Origin of the sequence: Peribacillus frigoritolerans (assembly GCF_030676415.1) — a bacterium.
Lineage (GTDB): Bacteria > Bacillota > Bacilli > Bacillales > DSM-1321 > Peribacillus > Peribacillus frigoritolerans_A.
In genome coordinates, this window is sequence record NZ_JAUUTW010000005.1 from 14,349 (window position 1) to 36,076 (window position 21,728).

Annotated in this window: 20 protein-coding genes; 5 read left to right on the forward strand and 15 right to left on the reverse strand. The window is 39.5% G+C overall.

What is annotated here, in order from left to right; translation table 11 throughout:
- Positions 1 to 336: 336 nt before the first annotated feature.
- Positions 337 to 549 (reverse strand): hypothetical protein, encoded by a 213-nt coding sequence (locus Q8G36_RS06620; RefSeq protein WP_305160007.1) that lies wholly within the window; start codon positions 547 to 549, stop codon positions 337 to 339.
- Positions 550 to 604: 55 nt separating this feature from the next.
- On the reverse strand, positions 605 to 958 hold the full coding sequence (locus tag Q8G36_RS06625; RefSeq protein WP_305160008.1) for a GNAT family N-acetyltransferase: 354 nt from the start codon (positions 956 to 958) through the stop codon (positions 605 to 607).
- A gap of 891 nt (positions 959 to 1,849) precedes the next feature.
- On the opposite strand from Q8G36_RS06625, the gene Q8G36_RS06630 reads away from it, so the two are divergent.
- From Q8G36_RS06630 to Q8G36_RS06645, 4 genes are all read left to right on the forward strand, one after another.
- Positions 1,850 to 2,173, forward strand: coding sequence for a GerAB/ArcD/ProY family transporter (locus Q8G36_RS06630; RefSeq protein ID WP_305160009.1), 324 nt, complete (start codon positions 1,850 to 1,852; stop codon positions 2,171 to 2,173).
- Positions 2,173 to 2,448, forward strand: coding sequence for a hypothetical protein (locus Q8G36_RS06635; RefSeq protein ID WP_305160010.1), 276 nt, complete (start codon positions 2,173 to 2,175; stop codon positions 2,446 to 2,448). The genes Q8G36_RS06630 and Q8G36_RS06635 overlap by 1 nt, the downstream gene beginning before the upstream one ends.
- 163 nt (positions 2,449 to 2,611) lie before the next feature.
- Positions 2,612 to 3,187, forward strand: a complete 576-nt coding sequence (locus tag Q8G36_RS06640) for a membrane-spanning protein (protein ID WP_336622955.1) — start codon at positions 2,612 to 2,614, stop codon at positions 3,185 to 3,187.
- 20 nt (positions 3,188 to 3,207) lie between these two features.
- Positions 3,208 to 3,783, forward strand: coding sequence for a hypothetical protein (locus Q8G36_RS06645; RefSeq protein WP_305160012.1), 576 nt, complete (start codon positions 3,208 to 3,210; stop codon positions 3,781 to 3,783).
- A 271-nt stretch (positions 3,784 to 4,054) separates the two neighbouring features.
- On the opposite strand, the gene Q8G36_RS06650 is transcribed toward Q8G36_RS06645, so the two are convergent.
- Both Q8G36_RS06650 and Q8G36_RS06655 read right to left on the reverse strand, forming a co-directional pair.
- Positions 4,055 to 4,525: a hypothetical protein gene (locus Q8G36_RS06650; protein ID WP_305160013.1), complete on the reverse strand. Its 471-nt coding sequence runs from the start codon at positions 4,523 to 4,525 to the stop codon at positions 4,055 to 4,057.
- A complete protein-coding gene (locus tag Q8G36_RS06655; RefSeq protein ID WP_305160014.1) occupies positions 4,515 to 4,895 on the reverse strand; it encodes a hypothetical protein in 381 nt (126 codons plus the stop codon). The genes Q8G36_RS06650 and Q8G36_RS06655 overlap by 11 nt, the downstream gene beginning before the upstream one ends.
- Before the next feature lie 523 nt (positions 4,896 to 5,418).
- Between Q8G36_RS06655 and Q8G36_RS06660 the strand changes: the two genes are divergently transcribed.
- Positions 5,419 to 5,844: a DUF5392 family protein gene (locus tag Q8G36_RS06660; protein ID WP_305160145.1), complete on the forward strand. Its 426-nt coding sequence runs from the start codon at positions 5,419 to 5,421 to the stop codon at positions 5,842 to 5,844.
- A 195-nt stretch (positions 5,845 to 6,039) separates the two neighbouring features.
- Here Q8G36_RS06660 and Q8G36_RS06665 read toward each other — a convergent pair whose 3' ends face one another.
- The 11 genes from Q8G36_RS06665 to hmpA form a co-directional block, all read right to left on the reverse strand.
- Positions 6,040 to 7,071, reverse strand: coding sequence for an aromatic ring-hydroxylating oxygenase subunit alpha (locus Q8G36_RS06665; protein ID WP_305160015.1), 1,032 nt, complete (start codon positions 7,069 to 7,071; stop codon positions 6,040 to 6,042).
- A gap of 68 nt (positions 7,072 to 7,139) precedes the next feature.
- The gene (locus Q8G36_RS06670; RefSeq protein ID WP_305160016.1) at positions 7,140 to 8,582 is read right to left on the reverse strand and encodes an aldehyde dehydrogenase family protein; all 1,443 of its coding nucleotides are present in this window, start codon (positions 8,580 to 8,582) and stop codon (positions 7,140 to 7,142) included.
- 94 nt (positions 8,583 to 8,676) lie between these two features.
- Positions 8,677 to 10,107, reverse strand: coding sequence for an amino acid permease (locus tag Q8G36_RS06675; RefSeq protein ID WP_305160017.1), 1,431 nt, complete (start codon positions 10,105 to 10,107; stop codon positions 8,677 to 8,679).
- A 59-nt stretch (positions 10,108 to 10,166) separates the two neighbouring features.
- Entirely contained in the window at positions 10,167 to 11,348 is a 1,182-nt protein-coding gene (locus Q8G36_RS06680) for a Glu/Leu/Phe/Val family dehydrogenase (protein WP_305160018.1), read from the reverse strand.
- Positions 11,349 to 11,432: 84 nt separating this feature from the next.
- Positions 11,433 to 13,097, reverse strand: coding sequence for a thiamine pyrophosphate-dependent enzyme (locus Q8G36_RS06685; RefSeq protein WP_305160019.1), 1,665 nt, complete (start codon positions 13,095 to 13,097; stop codon positions 11,433 to 11,435).
- A 298-nt stretch (positions 13,098 to 13,395) separates the two neighbouring features.
- On the reverse strand, positions 13,396 to 14,370 hold the full coding sequence (locus Q8G36_RS06690; protein WP_305160020.1) for a hydroxyacid dehydrogenase: 975 nt from the start codon (positions 14,368 to 14,370) through the stop codon (positions 13,396 to 13,398).
- A 187-nt stretch (positions 14,371 to 14,557) separates the two neighbouring features.
- Positions 14,558 to 16,492 (reverse strand): sigma 54-interacting transcriptional regulator, encoded by a 1,935-nt coding sequence (locus Q8G36_RS06695; protein ID WP_305160021.1) that lies wholly within the window; start codon positions 16,490 to 16,492, stop codon positions 14,558 to 14,560.
- Between the two features lie 674 nt (positions 16,493 to 17,166).
- A complete protein-coding gene (locus Q8G36_RS06700) occupies positions 17,167 to 17,601 on the reverse strand; it encodes a general stress protein (RefSeq protein WP_305160022.1) in 435 nt (144 codons plus the stop codon).
- A gap of 80 nt (positions 17,602 to 17,681) precedes the next feature.
- Positions 17,682 to 18,929 carry a glutamate-5-semialdehyde dehydrogenase gene (locus tag Q8G36_RS06705; RefSeq protein ID WP_305160023.1) on the reverse strand — a complete coding sequence of 416 codons (1,248 nt, stop codon included), beginning with the start codon at positions 18,927 to 18,929 and terminating at the stop codon, positions 17,682 to 17,684.
- 38 nt (positions 18,930 to 18,967) lie between these two features.
- Positions 18,968 to 20,056 (reverse strand): glutamate 5-kinase, encoded by a 1,089-nt coding sequence (gene proB, locus Q8G36_RS06710; RefSeq protein WP_305160024.1) that lies wholly within the window; start codon positions 20,054 to 20,056, stop codon positions 18,968 to 18,970.
- A 334-nt stretch (positions 20,057 to 20,390) separates the two neighbouring features.
- The gene (gene hmpA / locus Q8G36_RS06715) at positions 20,391 to 21,599 is read right to left on the reverse strand and encodes an NO-inducible flavohemoprotein (protein ID WP_305160025.1); all 1,209 of its coding nucleotides are present in this window, start codon (positions 21,597 to 21,599) and stop codon (positions 20,391 to 20,393) included.
- Between the last annotated feature and the right edge of the window lie 129 nt (positions 21,600 to 21,728).

Genomic DNA, 21,728 nt, shown 5'->3' on the forward strand with positions numbered 1-21,728 from the left:
TGGCAAGAATAATCCACCTTAAGACTTTTCTTTTCACTTAAGGTAATTTGGTATGTTAATTGTCTTTTATTAATCTCCAACTTACTTGCCTCTGGCGACAGTTGCCTCATCCAATCGTTTATGGGCATCCTGAAGCACAATCTCCATTAAATTTATTGGAAGTTTGTTTAAAAGTAACCTATGAGTAAATGCATAGATTGCCAATATTCGCATAATCTAAGCAACGACTTCAATTTTTTTTGTAGGACTAAAGTGGCAGAATGTTGGAGGGTTTAGGAACACAAAAAGATAAATGAAGAAAAACTCTGCAGACCTCTACAGAGTTTGTATAAGCTTTCAACTAATTTTTGGATGGCAGGGCACCCTTCCCTTTGAAGCATAGAATTTTTTTCCTTTAACTTGTTCAGATGTATGTTTCATCCCAAGTTTATTAATACCTGGTTTTTCCACCCTTAACTTCATAATTGTTTTGTCCCATTTTTCCCCACACTCTAAAAGTCGTAAAATATCATTGCTGATACATATGTACGAAAAAAAGGCTACACCCAATAGGTACCATCCCCATCCTAAAAAACTTGTACATTATGGCGTCAATACGCCAAATTCAAGACTCTAATGTAATATATTCAGCTCCATGTTCTTTTGCCCAGTTATGTATATAACTGAGCAGACTATATCCAAGGCCACTAGGACGATGATTTACATCAGTAACCAAATCTTGCACATAAACGTAGCGTTCATTATATGAATCTTCACGCCAGCTGACACCTGCTAATGCTACGATGCTTGTATCATGATATAAGGCAAATAACTGATTACCCTCCTTACGCATATCATTTAATAATTCTAGATATTCCTTTAAAGTCAAATCAGTACGTAACTGACTCAATATAGGATAAGCCTGTAAGAATTGATGTTCAACAGTTAACTCTACTATATTTTCCACTGGTATTTTCATACTAATATTCTCCTAACTTTTTTAAGTTTAATTGCTTCGCCTTCCCTTTGTGAATCCGGATTAATTTTCTGACATATAAACCTATCCAATATGCTTGATAACCTTAAATGTTTTTCAATAAATGGGTGTCTAACAGTTTCCTATCTCTTCCTTTCTCCTATATATTCGATATACCAACAAATTATATGCAAGAATCGTGCCATTCCAAAGGAAATATACAACTTATAACATAGTGCAATTAATATGCTTAAAAAATCATTCCTAACATTTGCACCAAACTCTAATCTACTTGCAAAGGATTTTGTTGTACCTTTTCCTTAATTGACGAAACAAGGCAGATTAATCAGAAAATCTCACCAAATATACATCGTCTAGAAAAGTCGTACTATGAGGATTATGAAAAATTAGGGGTCAGTTAAAACAATATTCAGTTCCTAAAACATTAAGGTCCGGGACTAAGAAATTAGGGTATGATTTATCTACTTTAAGGAGGTTTTCTATCATGAAAAAAAACAATCAACAGCGAAAAATGGAGTGTCATTAAAAAGAAAACATGTATCGGAGTGCTACACTTCTTTCAAATGAAGGTTGTTTATTTTCGATTTTGGTTCTGGAATAAGAATAATATAAAAAACAGCACTAAAAAATTTGTAATGGCATTTCATTGTTTTTCTTTTAAAGCGATTTCGCGATATATTTTTATACCTATACCCATGCAACCGGTTCTAATGAATATCTTAGAATTTTGAGGAAAAAGCCAGAAAAATTGAGGACCGAATGAAACGGGGATGGATTGTTGGAGAAAGGCATTAATTTCTGTATGAATAACTTTAACATGAATAGCCAAAAATAAGGAGTATTAAGAAGGAACTAACAAAAAGGTGAATAATAATGCCTGGTAGTTTCAAAATTTCATCACATCAATTGATGATTTTAATCCTTTTATATTCGGTAGGAACGGTGATTTTACATACTCCTTCTCCTTTAGCTAGTTTTGCAAAGCAGGATGCGTGGCTTGCTGCATTATTTGGGACGGGAATCGCATTGATTTTTGTATGGTTCTACATCAGGGTTAGAAATTTATATCCTGATCTCGCTTTAGATCAAATAAAGGAAAAGGTTTTCGGTAAGTTAGTCGGAAAGATGATCAATCTCACATTTTTTTGTCTTTTTCCACTGTTGCCTAGACTACTTATTATGTGGGGAATTTCTTAATGCGGATTGAAGCTATAATTGCTACGATTTGGATCTTTACAACCTATACCAGGACGGTGATGTATTTTTATGTATCGGTTGTTGTATTTTCAAACATATTCAATATAAAAGATTTTCGTCCATTTACTACAGCTTTAGGGATGATAATGGTTTTTTATTCATTGATTGTTTTTCCGACGGTCCCATCATCCGGGGAATTCAATAAAAATATATGGTTATTCTATGCATCGCGCTTTTGGTCTGGTCATGCCTTTATTATTGTTTATCACCGCTAAATTTAAAATCATCATTAAAAAGCACCATGGTAGCCAACAATGATACTACTACTGTGAGTTGGATAATTTAAAAAAGAACATCATAAAAATACCCCGAAAATTCAATTTTCCGGGTTGCATCTGACTGAATTGGATATGACCGTAATGAATATTTACGAATGAGGTGAGTATATTGAAACATAAAATAATCATTATTTTTAGTCTGGTTTTTATAGCATTCATGACTGGTTTACTCATCTTTTACCTCATAAAAGATGATTCTTCCCGATGGATGGTAGCTCTTGGGGGAATATTGGTAAGTGCCTTGCCCATTTCATTACTGTTTGTAAAAAATAATCCCTTTAACATTCCAATCATAATCGGTTATTATGTTTTTGTTTTCTGTACGACATTTTTAGGATCTATCGCAAATTTTTATGTTGATTTTAAATGGTGGGACTCTAGCCTTCACTTCTACAAAGGTATTTTCGTGGGTTTTGTTGGGATTGCTCTTTATAAACTGTACATCCCTCAAAAAGCGAGAAAGGATGTTTCAAGGTGGGTCATCTTTCTTTTTGTTCTTTCACTTTCAGTCATTGCCACTGTTCTTTGGGAAATATATGAGTTCGCAGGAGATCTCACTTTTACTCATACCATGCAGCGAGGCGGTAATAAAGATACCATGTACGATATACTTTTCGGTCTTGCCGGCGGCCTGCTTATTTCCATTTATTCTAGTGTACAAAAATTAAAATTATAATGATTTGTTGAGGTAATCATATGAATCGTAAGCTAGTTATTTCATTAAGTTTAGTGTATGTACTTTTCATGGCAGCTTTATCTATTTTTTACTATACAGCCGATGAAACTTTCAAATCACTGGTTTCGATAGGCGGTGTGGTATGTGGGGCTATTCCCCTTTTATTGGCCCTTTTTACCAAGCTTCAATTCAATCTGCCAATTATCATTTCCTATTTAATCTTCTTATTCGGTTCACAATTTTTAGGATCTATTTTAGGTTGGTATGGACTGGGGTGGTGGGACACATTCTTACATTTACTTAGCGGTTCCCTTCTTGCTTTTACGGGAATTGCTTTATATGAACGATTGGTATACAGAGATGCAGGCAAAGAGATATCCCCTTGGTTTGTCTTTTTGTTTACCCTCTCTTTCTCAGCACTTGGTGGTGTCATATGGGAGATCTACGAATTTAGTTCTGATCAATTATTCGGAATGACACTACAAGGCGGAGGAAATAAAGATACAATGATAGATTTAATCGCGGATACTATTGGAGGACTTATCATTGCAGTGTGGGCCGGAGTGCGGACAAGGATTAAGGTCAAGAAAACATGAAAAAACGCTTGGTTTAATCACAGCAAACCATATGTAATATTGAATTGCTGCATTAGTTGATTTTAGAAATCCATCCCTTTCCGCCGACTGTCTGCCAAGCCTCCTTGACGCAAACGTCTCCGGGGTCTCGGCTAACCAGTTATTCGCCAGGAGTGTCGCAAATTTCTTCAATCTAGTGAGGGAACAGTAAAAAACCATAGGATTCAGGATGAACCATACCCCTTTTGCCGACAAACTGAAACGACCATCTTATCGATGGTCGTTTTTATGTTCATTTAAATATGATGGAAATTATTTTTTCCGTCGTCATCGCACTATCTACCACATATGTTCCAGGACGCAACCCGTTGGCCTTGCCTTTCTTTTCAACCGCGTCAGAAAACTCATAGGCATTTTTAATGACTTTAGCCTTTTGTAGGTTTTTACCCACATCGATGCTTGTCGAGCCTTTAGACACAGTAAGAACAGTACGGTATATGATTTTTTCCGTTGGTTCTTTTACTGTTTCTTTTTCAGCCTCCGCTTTATCTTTAACCGACTGTGCTTCAGCAATCTGATCTTCCCATTCTTTTTCGGAATGTATGACATACCCTTCTGAAGCCAGAGACTCTTTCATTTCATCTTCTGATGGTTTCTCTGATGTGCCGGTCGCTTCACCTGGACCAAAGAAGTACACTGCACCGCATAAGCCTGCTGCAACAACAAGGCCTCCGGCAAAGCTTCGCATTGATTTAGATGTCATTGGCCACATTTCTCCTTTCATTCTTCGTTTTTATGTAAGGAGTAAGCATGCGTTCAATTTCATCTTCCGGCTGTTTTGTCTTTAATGCAATGCTTTCAAATGAATAGCCTCGCTTATGTAGGTCGAGTACTTCGCGCAACAATTTCCGTTCTTCCGAAGACATTGCTAGAATGCCTGCCTCTTGCACCGTAATTTCAGCATCTATCTCGATGTTCCTGATTTTTTCCTGTAGTACATTCATTTCATCCCCAAAAGTGATAGCAAGCTGTTCCAATTGACTGTCCACTTTTGCAGAATCCTTTTTAATAAACGATAAAATGAACAGTAATACTGCTACAGCAAACAAAATGATCAGAGCCCATTCCATCATTCTATGTCCCTCCTTAATCTTTGAATCTAATATCTTGCTTTCTAATTATATATGGATTTGTTCCAAAACTCGATTTAAAAGTACTAAATACCACAATAGTCACGTATTTATAACAAAAAAAGGCGCAGGGTCGCCATCCATAACGATTACTAATGATAAAACGAATAATATAGCTTCCATTTGAGGACCATTTTACCATAATCCATTCATCATTTATACCATTGTTAGTATATTAAGGCAAATGATCTTTATTTGTCCCCCTCCTCATACTGCAAGAACGCTGTCTATCTGGGATAGTTCAACACATATAACTGGGCATACCATTCATCACCCACATGCCTCACTGCGTTTACTTTTCCCTTAAAAAAGTCCAAGGGGTATATTAAATGACAAACACGTTTCCAAACGATAAGATATATATTATTTATTTTGATATTCATTGTTTCCTCCTTAGTATCTTGCATCACCCAATAAATGGCACTGAAAAATCGTACCTATTCAATGAAACAGGAAATGGAACCTAATACCGGGTTTCATGCAAGCCGAAATCGAACAACTTCAATCAAAATTGTCCCCCTTGTTGAAGAAAAATATGAAATACGGTTTTTTTTCGACGGTAATGATTGGCTTTTCCATCATTAATCTTTTTTTTCTTTTATTTAAGAACGAATCTTTACCCATCTCGAAAATCGCACTTGGAATTTATGCATTGGTGGGAGCTGTAGGATTTGCCTTATTAAAAGAAAACAAACACAACCAAAGAGAAATAGTGAAAATGAGTCAAAAATATATGTTGGAGAGAATAAAAAAATGCAGCTATTTAACGGATTCCAGAAAAAGTAACTACTTTAAAAGAGTAAATGAGCATCCGCTTACTGCCATGAATGTTTTTTTTGAGTTTCTTGCTGAGGAACAACAATGGAAGAACAAATCCTCACACCCGGAATAAATAAAAGGATGTTCGCAAATTTCATAACTTTATCGGTCGTTCAAATAAGGCAAAAAAGTCATCACTAAAAAACAACTTAACCAGTATGCTCCGGTAAACTACCGAATCACACTGGTTGGTTGCTTAGGCTATTAAATTTATACATTCTCTATGAACGTTTCTTTTTTTAATGTATTCCTATTGGCAGCTCAGTGGTTAGGCCTGGAGGTTATTATCAATAAGTTCATGGAAATAGACTGCTGCATGTTCAGTTGGAGAAAAGATACCATTTGTAAATGCCTCGGAACTCAATCCTATTTGCAATTTTTCCACCAGTTCAAAATCTTCCTGCCGTACTTGGTCAACAAATTTAAAATATTCTTCTTTTTCCTTGGTTGTTTTTTCATTGAGTGAGTAATCACGATAAATGCCTAACGACGTCACAGCATCAACAGGAATTACTTGAATGGTATTCACATTCCCGTCCCCTGGATAAACGTTAATCATCATATTTGGCCAAACCCAATAAAAACGTGCTTGGTCACCTTCACCATTCTTGCTTGCTGTCATATATTGATAGGTGAATTTTTCGTGTGTCGTTGTACAAAAGTTTGATAAATCAAAAGATTTTGCAAAGCCAGGATGAGCAATGGAACAATGATCACATTCAAGGTAATTGTCAACAACAGCTTTCCAATTAGCTTTAACTACACGGCGGGTTTCCCTAACTAGTTTCAGTGAATCAAAGAAGGGATACTCTTTCATTTCCTCTAAAAATTCCTGATACGCTTCTGCCATAGAAGGTGCATTTTTGTCTAGATTGACAAAAATCATAGCATTCTGAACTTCTAAGCGTATGGATTTCATACAGCTGTGTACTCCCAGTTCATTCGTTTTAAAATTAGGAGCTCTATATACACTTCCATCTAATTGGAATGTCCATCCATGGTATCCGCATTGTAAAATTTTTTTATTTCCTTTATCGGAGTTTTCTACTTTCATTCCGCGATGAGGGCAAATATTGTAAAAGGCACGCAGTTCACCATCGGTACCGTGAGAAACGATGATAGGCTCTCCAGCGATATCTAATGTCATGAAATCGCCTGCTTTTTCAACTTGGCTTGCATGCCCAGCTAATATCCAACTCTTTCTGAAAATTTTTTTACTTTCTTCATTGAATACCTCTGGATCTATATACCGTGAATAAGGGAGTGTAGGGCTGAACTGTACATTTTCTTTAGTAGACATATAAAATACCTCCTGATTATTATCTAATTAAAAGTTTTAAAATCGCATAGAACAATTTTTATTTCTAGTTATACCCGATCCATATAGACTGTCTTGATTTCTGTATAAAATTCAACGGCACTCTTCCCTTGTTCACGGCTCCCTGCACTTGAATTTTTACATCCGCCAAATGGCATTTGCGGTTCGGTTCCCGCTGTTTCAGAATTGACATGGACAAGTCCCACTTCGACATCTTCAATAAACCGTTGAGCCAAGGTTAAATTATTCGTACAAATTGCTGCGCTCAAGCCATACTCTGTATCATTCGCCATCTTAACTGCTTCCTCATAATTTCCAGCCTTAAAAAGAGCGATGATTGGTCCAAAGATTTCTTCCCGTGCAATGCGGGCATGTTGAGGAACATTTTCAAAGATAGCCGGTCGGACATAAAAACCGTTCGCCAATTCCTCTTCTGTCGGAACCTCTCCTCCACACAAAAGATTTGCTTCTGATTTCCCAACATCAATCATTTCAAGCACGCCATCGCGTTGTGATCTAGATACAGCGGGACCGATATATGTTTCTTCGTTAAGCGGGTCGCCCACTTTTAATTCTTTCGTCCGAGCCACCAGAAGTTCCCGGAATCCTTCATAAATTCCTTCTTCCACAATCACCCGGCTAGTGGCTGTGCATTTTTGCCCTGTGGATTTAAAAGCTCCGCCTATGGCTATTTCCACTGCTTTTTCAAGATCAGCATCAGCGAGAACGACAAGCGGGTTTTTCCCTCCCATTTCCACTTGCACTTTCTTTCCATGTTCAATCGCTTGTTTTTGAATTTGCTGACCTACTTGATTCGAGCCGGTAAAAGAAATAGCCTTCACATCAGGATGTTCCACTAATGCAGCACCAATGACGGAACCCCTTCCGAATACACAATTAATGACACCAGGCGGAAGACCCGCTTCATCAAATGCTTTTATCACATGATAGACCGACTTAGGTGTAAGATCAGCCGGTTTAATCACGACTGTATTCCCGTAAATCAGGGCCGGCGCCAATTTCCATACAGGGATGGCGATAGGAAAGTTCCATGGTGTAATCAACCCCACCGGACCGAGCGGGGTACGGGTAGTGTATAAAAATGTATTGGCATTAGCTGAAGGAATTACTTCCCCGAGTGGCTGCCGAGCTTCAGCAGCATAATATTCAAGTATGCTGGCAGCACGATTGGCTTCCCCCATCCCTTCCAAGAATGTTTTCCCTTCTTCCTTTATCAAATCTTGACCTACTTCCTGCACATTCTTTTTCAAAATATCAGCTGCTTTCAGCAAATATGAAGCCCGTTGCTGAAACGACAGTTTTTTCCATTTGGAAAAAGATTTTTTTGCGGCTGCCACTGCATCATGTAAATCAGCCGCCGCACTAGATGGAAATTCCCCTAAATTTTCACCATTATGGGGACTAAGATTTTCCTTATACTCCCCTGTAGTGGGTTTTTTCCATTTTCCATTAATATAATTTAAGTAACGCATAATATTTCCTCCGTATTCTATTTTTCTACTTTTAAATTCAACGATTCCTGCTTACTTGACCGTTTTCTTTTGTCGGGCATATTAAGAATAATCCCTATTGAACAAAATCATTGGACTGTTCATTTGTTAAGGCTGGCACCTCCACTTTCCTTCTCGCATATCTGAAATAGTAAAATATATAGCAAGCAATGACGAAACCTAATCCCCAATACAACGAGGTTCGCTGTGTCGGATCATAAGCGGTGAACACGAAAATACCTAGACACATAAGGATGCAAAGAATCGGGGCAAGCGGGAAAAAAGGTACTCTAAACTTCAGATTTTCAACCTTTCCGCCTGCTTTGATATACTGCTTACGGAATCTGTACTGAGCGAACGCAATAGCCATCCAAGTAAGCACCCCTCCAACCCCGCTTATGGAAAGCAGCACAACGAATAACGTTTCTTCCGCTACTACACTAGTAAGTAGCGACAGCAAGGCAAAGACCATGGTGACGAGTAAGGCATTCATAGGTACACCGCGCCGATTGAGCTTTCCAAATGAAGAATGCGCCATACCGTTTTGAGAAAGGGAGAAAAGGATCCTGGTACAAGCAAAGAGACCCGTGTTCCCTACAGAGAGGACCGCCGTCAAAATTACGAAATTCATAATGTCTGCTGCATAAGGAATGCCTACCATTTCAAACACGGTAACAAATGGGCTTTCCAGCACTCCAACTTCTTGCCAAGGGACGATAGCCGAAAGAACAAAGATTGCTAGTACATAGAAAAGCAGCACACGTATTACGATGTTTCGAATCGCTCTCGGAATGCTTTGTTGCGGGTTTTCCGTCTCTCCTGCTGCAACTCCCATGATTTCCGATCCCTGGAATGCGTATACGACGGTCATCATCGATATAAACACACCCGTGAATCCTGTAGGGAATAGTCCATCACCTATAAAATTGGAAAAGAACGGAGCAGGTTGTGCATCCTCCATATGAATCAATCCAAACATCGCTGCCGCACCGATTAGTATGAATAGAATAACGGCAAGTACTTTAATCCCGGAGAACCAATACTCTGTCTCTGCGAAACTTCTCGTTGTTAAAGCATTTATAGTGAATAAAAGTACCGTAAATATCACACACCATACCCATACTGGTATATCAGGAAACCATCTAGTCATAAGCAAACCGGCCGCTACAAATTCCAAGCCTACGTAAAGAGCCCAGCTCAGCCAGTAAATCCAGCCAATGACAAAACCAGTGGCGGGTCCAATAAATTTCGTTGCATGGACCTGAAAGGAACCGGACACCGGCATCACTACAGATAATTCACCGAGACAAATCATCGCCAAGTACATTAATAATCCACCGACCAAATAGGCAACAATCGCTCCTAAGGGTCCAGCTTCACCGATCGCATATCCTGATCCAAGGAAAAGACCAGTTCCAATCACGCCACCTAAGGAGAGCATGAATAAATGTCTGCTCTTCATTGAACGCGGTAATTCTTTTGGCTGATTTTCATGTTCTGTTTGCATGAATTCCCCCCCGTTTCTGATCGACAAACTGCCCTAAACACACTTATGATTAATACAAGTTAACGAGAGTTCCCCGATAACGCTTCGGAAGGCTCTGCGTATTCTGGCAAGTCGCTGATTGTCGGTTTGAATATTTCATAAGCCACTTCTCTTTGATATTTTTTTTGTTTTTTAGCTTGTGTAAACAAGTGATACGTATTTTTCCTGCATAGTTTTTCGATATCATCAACGACAGCTTGTGGATTTGGTTTAACTAGTCCGAAAATAACCACATCATAAAATCTTATTGCCCCCAGGTTGGCAACGAAATCATTGACAACATCAATTCCTCTCTGTTTTAAGATTTCGTCTCCCTCGGAAGAAACGGGAATGTTTGCCGCTTCCACGATCAAGCCCGCTTTTACGCTTTTTGCATTGGATATGTGGATGACATCCTCCAGTGCGGACGGAATCAAAATGTCGCAATCTATGTCGAGCCATTCCGTGTTTGGCCTTACATCATAATGCGGTTCAAAAAAGGCTTTATCCATTTCGCCGTATATATTCTTATGATCAATAAGCTTTTGGACATCTAATCCTTCTTCACACGTTACCAAAAGAGCTGCATCGGAAATTCCCACAACTTTATAACCTAACTGGGACATTTTCAATGCACAGCTTGCCCCTACACAGCCGAATCCTTGAATGACTACTCTCGCTCCAGCTTTTCCGCTTTTAAATTTCCATGCCTCATCTGCGGAAAATGCTACACCGTAGCCTGTTACGACATCGTTTAAAAACAACCCGTCGATTTTTGTCGTCAACAGTTCATCGAAGTCTTTTATCCCTTGCAGAACATTCGGATTCTGCTTCATTGATTTCGTAAGAGGGATATCAATACCAAATTCATTAAATATTTTGAGAACATCTTCATATTTGGTACCTAAATCACTGCCTAAAGATACCCCGATATCTATATAAGGCATCATCGCAATCAGAAATCTTCTTAACACTGCATATGCGTCTGGCGCTTTATAATCATAGGCAATGCCCGCTTTACAACCGCCAGTCGTCTCAGACTCACAGGCTACATACTTATAAGCCATAGCCTGGGCCAACCTTTCGACCTCTTCTCTTGTAACCGTTGGGTGCATTCTTGTACCGCCGCCTGTGTATCCTTTTACAAAGTTATGGACGACCAGCCAGCCTATAGCATCTGTTTCAGTATCATTCCATTCCACAACCAAATATGGTTTTAACAACTATGAAACCTCCCTTAAATACCTTACTTTTATTGGTTCCTGCTAACTTCCAATGCAACAATACCAAAGCGGTCATGCCGGCAATTAATTGTTTGACACTAGCTTTTCGTGTACTTCCTTCTTGTCTTGGCCTACAGATAGAATCATTGGATTGACTGCAACTTCGATTACAGCCGGCAGCCCAGAAGCAATAGCCCTTTGCAGAGCTGGCGCAAAATCACTATTTTTTTCAACCTTTTCACCATGTGCTCCAAATAAGCGGGCCAATTCGGCAAAATCAGGATTGGACAAGTCAGTTCCAACGACCCGATTTGGAAAATGCCTTTCTTGATGTACACGAATTGTTCCGTAAATATTGTTGTTCACAACAATTGATATGGTCGGAATTTTATACCGTACAGCAGTTTCAATCTCTTGGAGAGTCATCATAAAGCCGCCATCTCCTGAAATAGAAACAACATGTTTGTGAGGCTGCGCCAGCTTTGCCCCAATAGCAGCAGGCAGTCCATATCCCATCGCACCCGACGTTGGCCCTACGTATGTGTTTTCTTGTTCAAAGCGATAATATCTGGATAGCCATCCAAAAAAGTTGCCTGCATCATTTGTAATGATGGTATCCTTCGGCAGACTGACAGCAAGATCATGCATCAATCCGTCCATATCCACGAAATCTTCTGTATAGTCGGCCTTTGGTTCAGAAAATTCCATATATTTATCGTGCAATTCTTTCAAATGATCTTCGCTTGAAGTAAAAGATTCGGATTCTGGCGTTTGCAGTGTTTGTTCCAAGAAGCTCTTGGCATCTGCTTCAATGGCAAGAGAAGGAGCATACACTTTACCAAAAATATCGGGACAAATATCCACATGGATCAGTTTTGTATTTTTAGAAAGCAAGGTGTAATCTTGCGTTCCTACTTGAGAGAATCGTGTTCCTAATGCCAAAACTACATCGGCATCCCGGATTGCATCAAGTAAATATTGCGGTGTCCCAAACCCAAGCCATCCTGCATAGCAAGGATGTGAGTTCGGAAACGCGTCAAATCGACGGAAAGCAGTAACGACAGGGAGTTTCATTGCCTCGACAAACTGTACAAGCAACCTGTTGGCCTTAGCATGAATCACACCTCCGCCAGCAATCAGTACGGGGCGCTCCGCGTTTCGTATCGTATCCATCGCCTGCTTCACAACGTCCTTATGTGGTTGGGGAGGAAGTGAGCGATAAGAAGGATTTATATTCAACTCTGCCTCATCTTCTAACATGTCATGCGGCAAAGCCACTAATACAGGGCCCGGACGCCCCGATCGCGCAATATGGAAAGCCCGTTGCAATAATTCCGGAATTCTTTCCACACGATCGATCTCCACCGTCCATTTACATAAATGACTGAAACAACCCGTTAAATTCACTTCCTGGAATGCTTCCTTTTCTTTAAAAGGGCGTTCGACTTGGCCAATAAGTGCAACCAAAGGGGTTGAATCCTGAGCAGCAGTATGAATGCCGATAGCTAAGTTTGTAGCACCCACTCCACGCGTTGCCATACAAACTCCTACCTCTCCTGAAGCCTTGGCATACCCTTCCGCCATAAAAGAGGCACCTCCTTCATGCCTGGCGGAAATAAGTTCTATTTCATGATGTTGATATAGTGCATCCATTACACTAAGATAACTTTCACCTGGTACACAAAAAGCTTTTTTTACCCCTTCTTTAGCCATTACTTCTACGATTGCTCTTCCTCCACTGACTTTCATAATCAAGCCTCCCGCTTTCAAGTACGTGTTATTGTTCTAGTAATTTATGATTCTATTAATATTGGACTCATTCCCTCTATCATTTAACGAGTTTTTCCATTCCTGAAGCTTGTTTATTATCTTCTTCCTCCCAATTGAAGTTTTTCTTGTAACGGCACTCACTCCCAAAGTTACTGCAATGTTGATGAATTCACATAGATTATTTTCTTCATTTGTTCACCATCCTTATCAACAAATGACAAACTTGAACCATTCAAACCTCATTTTTCTGAAAAAACAGATAATTATAATTGTATTATCACATTGACACCCCTTTAATTAAGGGCTCATTTACAGCCCAATTCGGTTTCGTGCCAGTAAGAACTTGTTCCACTTGCATTGCTGCATGTACAGCCATCCGTGTCGAACCTTCCTTCGTCAATGCCGCATTATGAGGGCTGACAATCACATTTTCCAATTTAAAAAGGGGATTCCATTTATCAGGAGGTTCAACTTCAAATACGTCTATTCCAGCACCTGCAATCTCGCCCGCTTGCAAAGCATTCACTAAATCACTTTCCTTCACCACACCGCCTCTGGAAGCGTTTACAAAAAAGGAGGAAGGTTTCATCCAGGAAAACTCACGGCTTCCTATTATACCTTTTGTTGTTTTCGTTAACGGCAGATGCAAACTAATTACATCAGAGTTTCTGAATACCCTTTCTAAATCTGTTGCTATCTCCAACTCCGAATTCGTGCTGGCTGTAACATAGGGGTCGTAGCCAATTACTTTCATATCGAAGCCTTTGGAAGCCTTTTTTGCCAGTATTCTACCGATTCTCCCTAGTCCAATAATCCCCAAAGTCTTGCCTTCCAAGTCCATGCCAAAAAGTTGATTACGGATAGCAAAATTCCCGCTGCGCAGCTCTTTATCAGCCAAGCTTAAGTTTTTGGACAATGATAAAATTAATGCCATTACATGTTCAGCTACAGAATTCGCATTTGCCTCTGGGGTATTTGTTACATAAATGCCACGCTCTGTAGCAGCTTCGATATCAATATTGTCCAATCCCACTCCATACTTAGCTATTACTTTTAGGTTTTCAGCTGCTTGAATAACTTCTTTATTTATTACAGCCGTTGATCTCGTTAGTACTGCATCACAACCCTTGATTTCTTCCATAAGAATTTCTTGCGACAGATCAGACCCTACTTTAATCTTGTAACCTTTTTCTACTAAATAACTTTTCCCCTCTTTCTCAATATCTTGAGGAATATACACTAAATGACACACATGCCCACCAACCTTTCATGTTAACCTTTCAGGTAAAATATTTCCTACTCCATTCTATATATACAATTATTGTGCCAACATAAAAAAACATCAAATTATTCAAGTAAGAAGCCAATTAGTTCTCAAATTAAGACATAAATAAAGTTAACAAATTGTTTCAAAATGAATGAATTAGTTTCATTACGTTTCAATTTGTTTCAATATTCAAGTTTTTCATTTTTCTCCATAAAGTCGTGCGACTCATCCCTAACTCAAAAGCAGCTTTCCCTTTATTAAAATTCACCTTTATTAACGTTTGAACAATTCTTTCACGCTCGGATAAATGTACCCCAGGTGACATATCCATCTCTTCGTCTTGTTCCGACAGAAGTATTTTCTTTTTACTTCTATTCGGAAAATACATTTCGATATCGTACACATCAATTAATTTGTTCTTATAAAGAGCGCATAATCGCTCACAAAAATTTTGCAATTGGCGAATATTCCCTTCCCAATTCGCTTCACTCAGCTTTTTCATGGCAGTATCCGTAATCTTGATTTTTTTTTGATCCGAATGACCTTTCCGAATAAAAGCATTCACCAATAACGGAATATCTTCTCTGCGTTCCCGAAGTGGAGGCAATACAAGGTCCAGTACACTCAAGCGATAATACAGATCCTCCCGAAAGTCATTACTCTTTACCATTTGCATGAGGTCTTTGTTCGTTGCCGACACAATTCTCACATCAACCGGAATTACTTTATCATCACCGATGCGCATGATTTCCCGCTCTTGCAGGACACGTAGCAGCCGGCTTTGCATTTTTGGGGAGATTTCTCCTATTTCATCTAAAAAAATCGTACCTCTATGGGCCAGTTCAAAAAATCCTTGCTTTCCGCCTTTCATGGCTCCCGTGAAAGCTCCTTCTGCATATCCGAAAAGCTCACTTTCCAATAAATTTTCGGGCAGGGCTGCGCAATTAATGGCTACAAACGGGTTATTTTTCCGGTTGCTATGATTATGTATGCTTTGGGCGAATATTTCCTTGCCCGTTCCAGTTTCTCCAATTATAAGAATGTTTGAATCTACTTCACTATAATGTTGAGCTGTTTCAATCGTCCTCTTGATTTCCGAACTCCGATACAATATATCATCAAATGTATACTTAGCCACATGTCCGCGTGAATGAAGCTTTCTGAAGAACTTCCCTTCCATCTCCTGAATGCGTGTAACATCTTGAAAGGCGACCATATCCCCCACTTTTTTACCTTTTAAAAATATCCCAACCTTTTTTACCGATAATTGAATGGATTGGTAAGCAACGGTATCTTTTTCGTATTCATCGTCGCTTAAAAGCATATTACGAAATTTCCCGGGCTTTATTATAGCGTATATAGAATTTCCAATTAAGCTCCCCTTGGAAATGGATAATATCTCCTGAGCCGCCGTATTAAATACAGATATTTGTCCTTTTAAATCTATAGCAATAACCCCTTCATAGGCATAATTAAGAATCGTTTGGTAACGTTTGGTCTTCTCCTGTTCCCTTCTGCTGACAAGAGCTACTCTTTTCGCCTCAATCAACGCCTGCCGAAATGATTCCTTTCCAGTGTCAACCAGAATGGCCCCCAACCCTATCTCTTCGGCATATTTACAGGTACTTAAACCACTTAACACAACCTCACAGCCATCTCTGGCTGCTAAATCCACTAAACTGACTGAGGACTCGATATCATTTAATATATAGGACTGAATTGGCAAATCAACGATATCCGAAAGATTTTCCACGCCATAAATCATATTTAACGCACCTATAACGGCCACTTTTTTACTGCCAAATCGTGCCTTGCAATCATACAGGGAACGAATGAGATCAATACCTTGTACAGGTATATCAACGATAGGAATGAATTCATTGCTTTCTTTTAAAAGTTTCGTGATTAATCCCCTTGAGATGATTACATCAGCATCAAGCTTTAACTTCCCAATCTTATCGGCATCCTCAACTACCTCCTCTAATACAAACTTCACTGAACCGTTATCATTGTTTTCCGATTCTTCCAACTTGTTGAATTCCTCAAATCTTTCAAAAGCATCCGTAATATACCCTTTTCGAGGAACAACGAGTTTTATCTTTATCAAAACACCCACCTCCAACGAAAAATCATTTTGGTTTATTGGATATAAGCTCAAGTAACCTGTTATTCTAGCCCTAGTCATACAATGACTTGATATAATCGGGTAAGCTAAGAATGCCGCAAAGGTTTTCAGTCAAAACCGTAATGCCTTAATTTCAATTGAGACTTTCTAAAATAGTAATTTTGCATTTTATTTAGATTTTAGATATTAAAATGACTTTGAAAAATAAAAAACCCTGTTATCGTGGGTTTTTTCAGCATAGGTATTTCGATTGATACTACAAAAAGAATAGTCATTCAAGTCATCTCATTAAAACTTGCTTTTCATCACTAGAATACGCTTTTTAACCTGAACATCAGTATAATGTTCCTTAAGGTGAAAAAAATCATGAATAAAATCCTCTTTAATATCTTAAAGTGGCATCGTCATCTACTTTATTTTCCATAACTCCCCTTCCTTTCTCGCTAACGGGACTATATTCCTTTTATTCTTCATACAAATGTGTAATTCCTTTTGATTTTATAGTTACTGACAATAAAATTAGTCTACAAACATATTAACCCCGTTCAAGAGATCCTGAACGGGGTTTTCAATAAATATTTTAAGTTTTTGTGGGCATTGAGCACAGTTGTCAAACTTCGTAAATCTGTTCATTCAAGATGGTTTTACTTACGAACTTAAAAAGGATCGGCGATGACAAGGATTTTCCCTGCTTTAATATCCTCTACATATTGATCGACTTCGGCTTCCTCCAGTCCAATATCCAATAATGGCTTTCTCAATCCGCCTGCTCCCGATGCTGCCCCGGCTGCGGCTCCGCCAAAAGTGGCGAAAATCGGTCCTGCTGCCAAAATCGGGCCAATTCCTGGTACGGCTAATGCACTCATTCCAATAAGCAGGCCTGTCAATCCGACAGCTCCGCCGGCTGCTGCCCCAGCCACTAATCCATCCGTCTTTGCCGGGCTGACTTCCTCGGCTTCATTCGGTAATTTATCGATGTTTTTCGCCACTACTGATATTTGATCGGATGTATATCCTTGTTCCTTTAGATTTTCGACTGCTGAAGTCGCTTCATTTTCATTTTCATATATTGCAATAAACCTCTTGTCCATGGTATCTGCTCCTTTAAAAGTATTGTATTATTCAATACCCTTAATTGAGTTTTACTAACCTTCCATGAAAGAAATGAATTTCATTCCCGGATTTGCCCCTGGCCGTAAATGAAGTACTTGCTTGATGTTAAGGCCGGTAAACCCATTGGTCCACGTGCATGCAGCTTTTGTGTGGAAATGCCGATTTCTGCGCCATAACCGAATTCAAAGCCGTCGGTAAAACGGGTGGAAGCATTGTGATAAACTGCTGCGGCGTCTACTTTATTCAAAAATGCGGAAGCGTTTTGTTCATCCCTCGTTAGGATTGCTTCGGAATGCTTGGAACCGTATCGGTTAATGTGTTCAATCGCATCGAATACACCTTTTACAGTTTTCACGCTGATTTTTAAAGCCAGGTACTCCGTTGACCAATCTTCCTCCGTAGCCGCTTTCGCTCTCGGAAAGGCGCTGCAAACCGCTTCATCACCATATACTTCAATACCCTTTTCGTCCAGGAGTTCCAAAATACGCACTCCATTTTCTTCAAACCATTTTTCATGAATTAGAAGCCCCTCGATAGCATTGCATACGGATGGACGCTGAGTTTTACCATTTAAGACAATTTTCTCGGCCATCGTGATATCTGCGGTCTGATCGATGAAAATATGGCAATTGCCTGCTCCTGTTTCAAGGACGGGAACAGTGGACTCCTTAATGACCGTTTCAATTAAATTCTTTCCGCCGCGAGGAATCAAAACATCTAAATATTCATTAAGATGAAAAAGTTCCTTAGCAGTTTCACGACTCGTATCCTCGATCAACTGAACAGCTTCTACAGGAATTTCCGTATTCACTAATGCCTTATGAACGGAGGAGACTAGTGCCATATTGGAGTATTTGGCTGACGAGCTGCCTCTTAATAGGACGGCATTCCCCGTTTTCAATGACAATGTAGCTGCATCGATGGTCACGTTCGGCCTGGCTTCATAAATCATCCCGATTACCCCGATCGGCACCCGTAACTTTTTAATCAATAAACCATTCTCTTTTTCGATCGTCTCCAATTGTTCCCCAATCGGATCATTTAAATCGATTAAAAGCATAATGGCCGCTGCCATGTCATCAATACGGTTAACATTTAACATAATTCGATCTAATATAGACTCATTGATACCTTTTTTCCTGCCTTCTTCCAGATCCTTTTGGTTTTCTTTTATCAAAAAATCTTTATCGATAATAAGTTGTTTAGCAATTTTTCTAAGTGCCTCATTCTTCTTTTCCGTCGTCAATCCGATTAGCTGATAACTGGCTTTTTTGGCTGCCTTTCCTTTCGCCGTCACTTCACTCATTTCCAAATGCCCCCTTTTCTTTCTCTGATATTGATTATTTATGCTTTCACCCATTTATCGCGGTGGATCACTTCTATGGAAGTGATCACAAGCTCGGATGTCCTCTTTCCCATCGCCTGTTTTAATTCTTCGTCGGAATAAAGGACCTCACCCCGCCCCAATAATCCATTTGCACCAAAGACTTCGACAACATCCCCCTTATTGAAGACTCCTTTAATTTCATAAATTCCAGCTGGCAGCAGACTGCTGCCATTTGAAACTAAAGCCCTTTCAGCACCTTCATCAACGAAAATTTTCCCGGATACTTGTGAGTGAAGGGATATCCATTGTTTGTTTTTCGTTACTGTCGCCATGACATCATTCCCAATATACGTACCATCACCATTGCCTTCAAGAATTGTTAGAAGTTTATCACTCCCCAAACCTGATCCGATGAATACTTTCACCCCAAGAGACAATGCAGTTTGCGCTGCAATCAGCTTCGATTTCATACCCCCGGTTCCGACATTAGATCCTGCCCCTTCTGCCATTTGCAATAAATCCTCCGTTACTTCGGATAATTTTTCAAATCGTTTGGCCCCTGGATTTGTCTGTGGATTGGAATCATAAAGCCCATTAATGTCTGTTAATATGATCAAGTTGGTGGCGTGGACTAGTCCGCTTACTAAGGCGGATAGCATATCATTATCCCCAAAAGTCAACTCCTCGACCGATACTGTATCATTTTCATTTATAATCGGAAGGATGCCGCGTTCAAGCAATTCCATCAATGTCGCATATGCATTTTTATATCTATCTTTTTTCGAGAAATCTTTCCTTGTTAATAAAATCTGCGCCGGAACGATTCCAAAGTGCCCTAATTGTTCCATATATGATTGAATCAATAGGCTTTGCCCTACAGCAGCAGCAGCTTGTTTTCCTTTGAGAGTGACAGGTCTCGTAGGGTAGCCAAGCTTCCGGAAACCTGTCGCTACAGCACCTGATGAAACAAGGACAACTTCATGTCCCGCTTTCCTTAATGCTGCCACTGCCTGGATATGATCGGAAAATTTATCTTGGTCGATTTCACCTTGTGTGTTGGTCAAAGAACTACTTCCTATCTTTACAACGATACGTTTCTTTTCCATCGATTACTTCCTCCAAATAAATATCTAAGACATGAAAAAAGCCCTTTTCATCCTCGAAATAAGGACGAAAAGGGCTGCTCTCCGTGGTACCACCTTCATTGAATGCACGTTCATGCATTCCACTTTGCCTGATAACGCCAGGATTTGCGCCTATGTTTTGCATAGGACTCAAGAAGCAGGTTCTGCGCTTTCCTGTCGCGGGTCTTCCAGCAATTGACGCCGCTCTCTGTCACAGTGATTCTCGCATACTAATCTTCTCTCAACGTTCATTGTTTTAATATAGTATGCAAAATTATCTCCTTGATGTCAATAACATTCCTAAGAAGAATGAACCTTATAGCGCCATGGCTGGGCCGAAGAACTCATAATGAATTTTATCCGTATCTATCCCAAGCTCTTTCAGGTAAGTGATGATGGCCTTCATGAAAGGAACAGGGCCACACACATAATAATCAGCTTCAGGTTTAACAAAACTGCTCAATAATTCCCTATCGATATACCCTTCCTTTTCAAAATTCGGCAGGTTCTTATCATCCTCACTCGGATTTTTAAAGACAAAGGATAAATGATAGTTGGCAAGCTTGTGCGTCAGTTCTGTCAGTTCCATTCTGAACGGCTGTAAATTGCCATTATCGGACGCATGAAGGAAATGGACATCACGCTCAGGTGTTTGTTCAGCTACCGCATGGACCATACTCATGAAAGGCGTTATGCCAACGCCTCCGCTCAAGAATACTGCCGGTGTTCGTTTTTCCAAATCGATGGTGAAATCACCTGCAGGAGCCGTTACGTCTATACTGTCACCCATCTGAATGGATTCATGCAAGTAGTTAGAGACCCTTCCATCAGGAGAAGTTCCCGGCTTTTCTTTTTTAACGGAAATCCGGAAGTAATCTTTTCCCGGAACATCAGACAAACTATACTGACGATTGAATAAATAGCGTTCACCCGGTATCTCGATACGAACGGTAATATATTGTCCAGGAAGAAATAATGGAACTTTATCTCCATTTGATGGCTTTAAATAAAAGGAAGTGATCACGTCACTTTCCCGTACTTTTTCCACCACTGTGAATCGTTTGAAATCAGACCATCCGCCGACCTGATTGGAAGCTTGGTCGTACATTTCCTTTTCGATGCTAATGAAAACATCGGCAATGACTCCATAGGCCTCTCCCCAAGCTTGAAGAATCTCTTCTGTAGCCGCATCTTGTAACACTTCCTTGATTGCACCTAATAGATATTCTCCAACAATGGGATAATGTTCGGCTTTAACTGCAAGACTTCTGTGTTTTTGTGCTATTTGCTTCACGGCAGGTATTATCGTTTCAAGTTGATCTATATATTTAGCTGCTGCCAAAACCGTGTTGGCAAGTGCATTTTGCTGGCGCCCCTTTTTTTGATTGGCATGATTAAAAACATTCAATAATTCAGGATGTGCTTCGAAAAGATTTTTATAGAATACAGTTGTGATAGTTGTACCATGCACTTCTAATACAGGTACGGTTGATTTGATAACATCGATAGTTTTCTGGGATAGCATAGGTAAACCCCTCTTCATAAACAAGTATTTTGAATACATGTTTATATTAGAACTTAAATGCATTAAAAGCAATATTTTTCATACATCTTTTCAAATAATAAGTTTTCATGTTTATAAAATGTTCACATT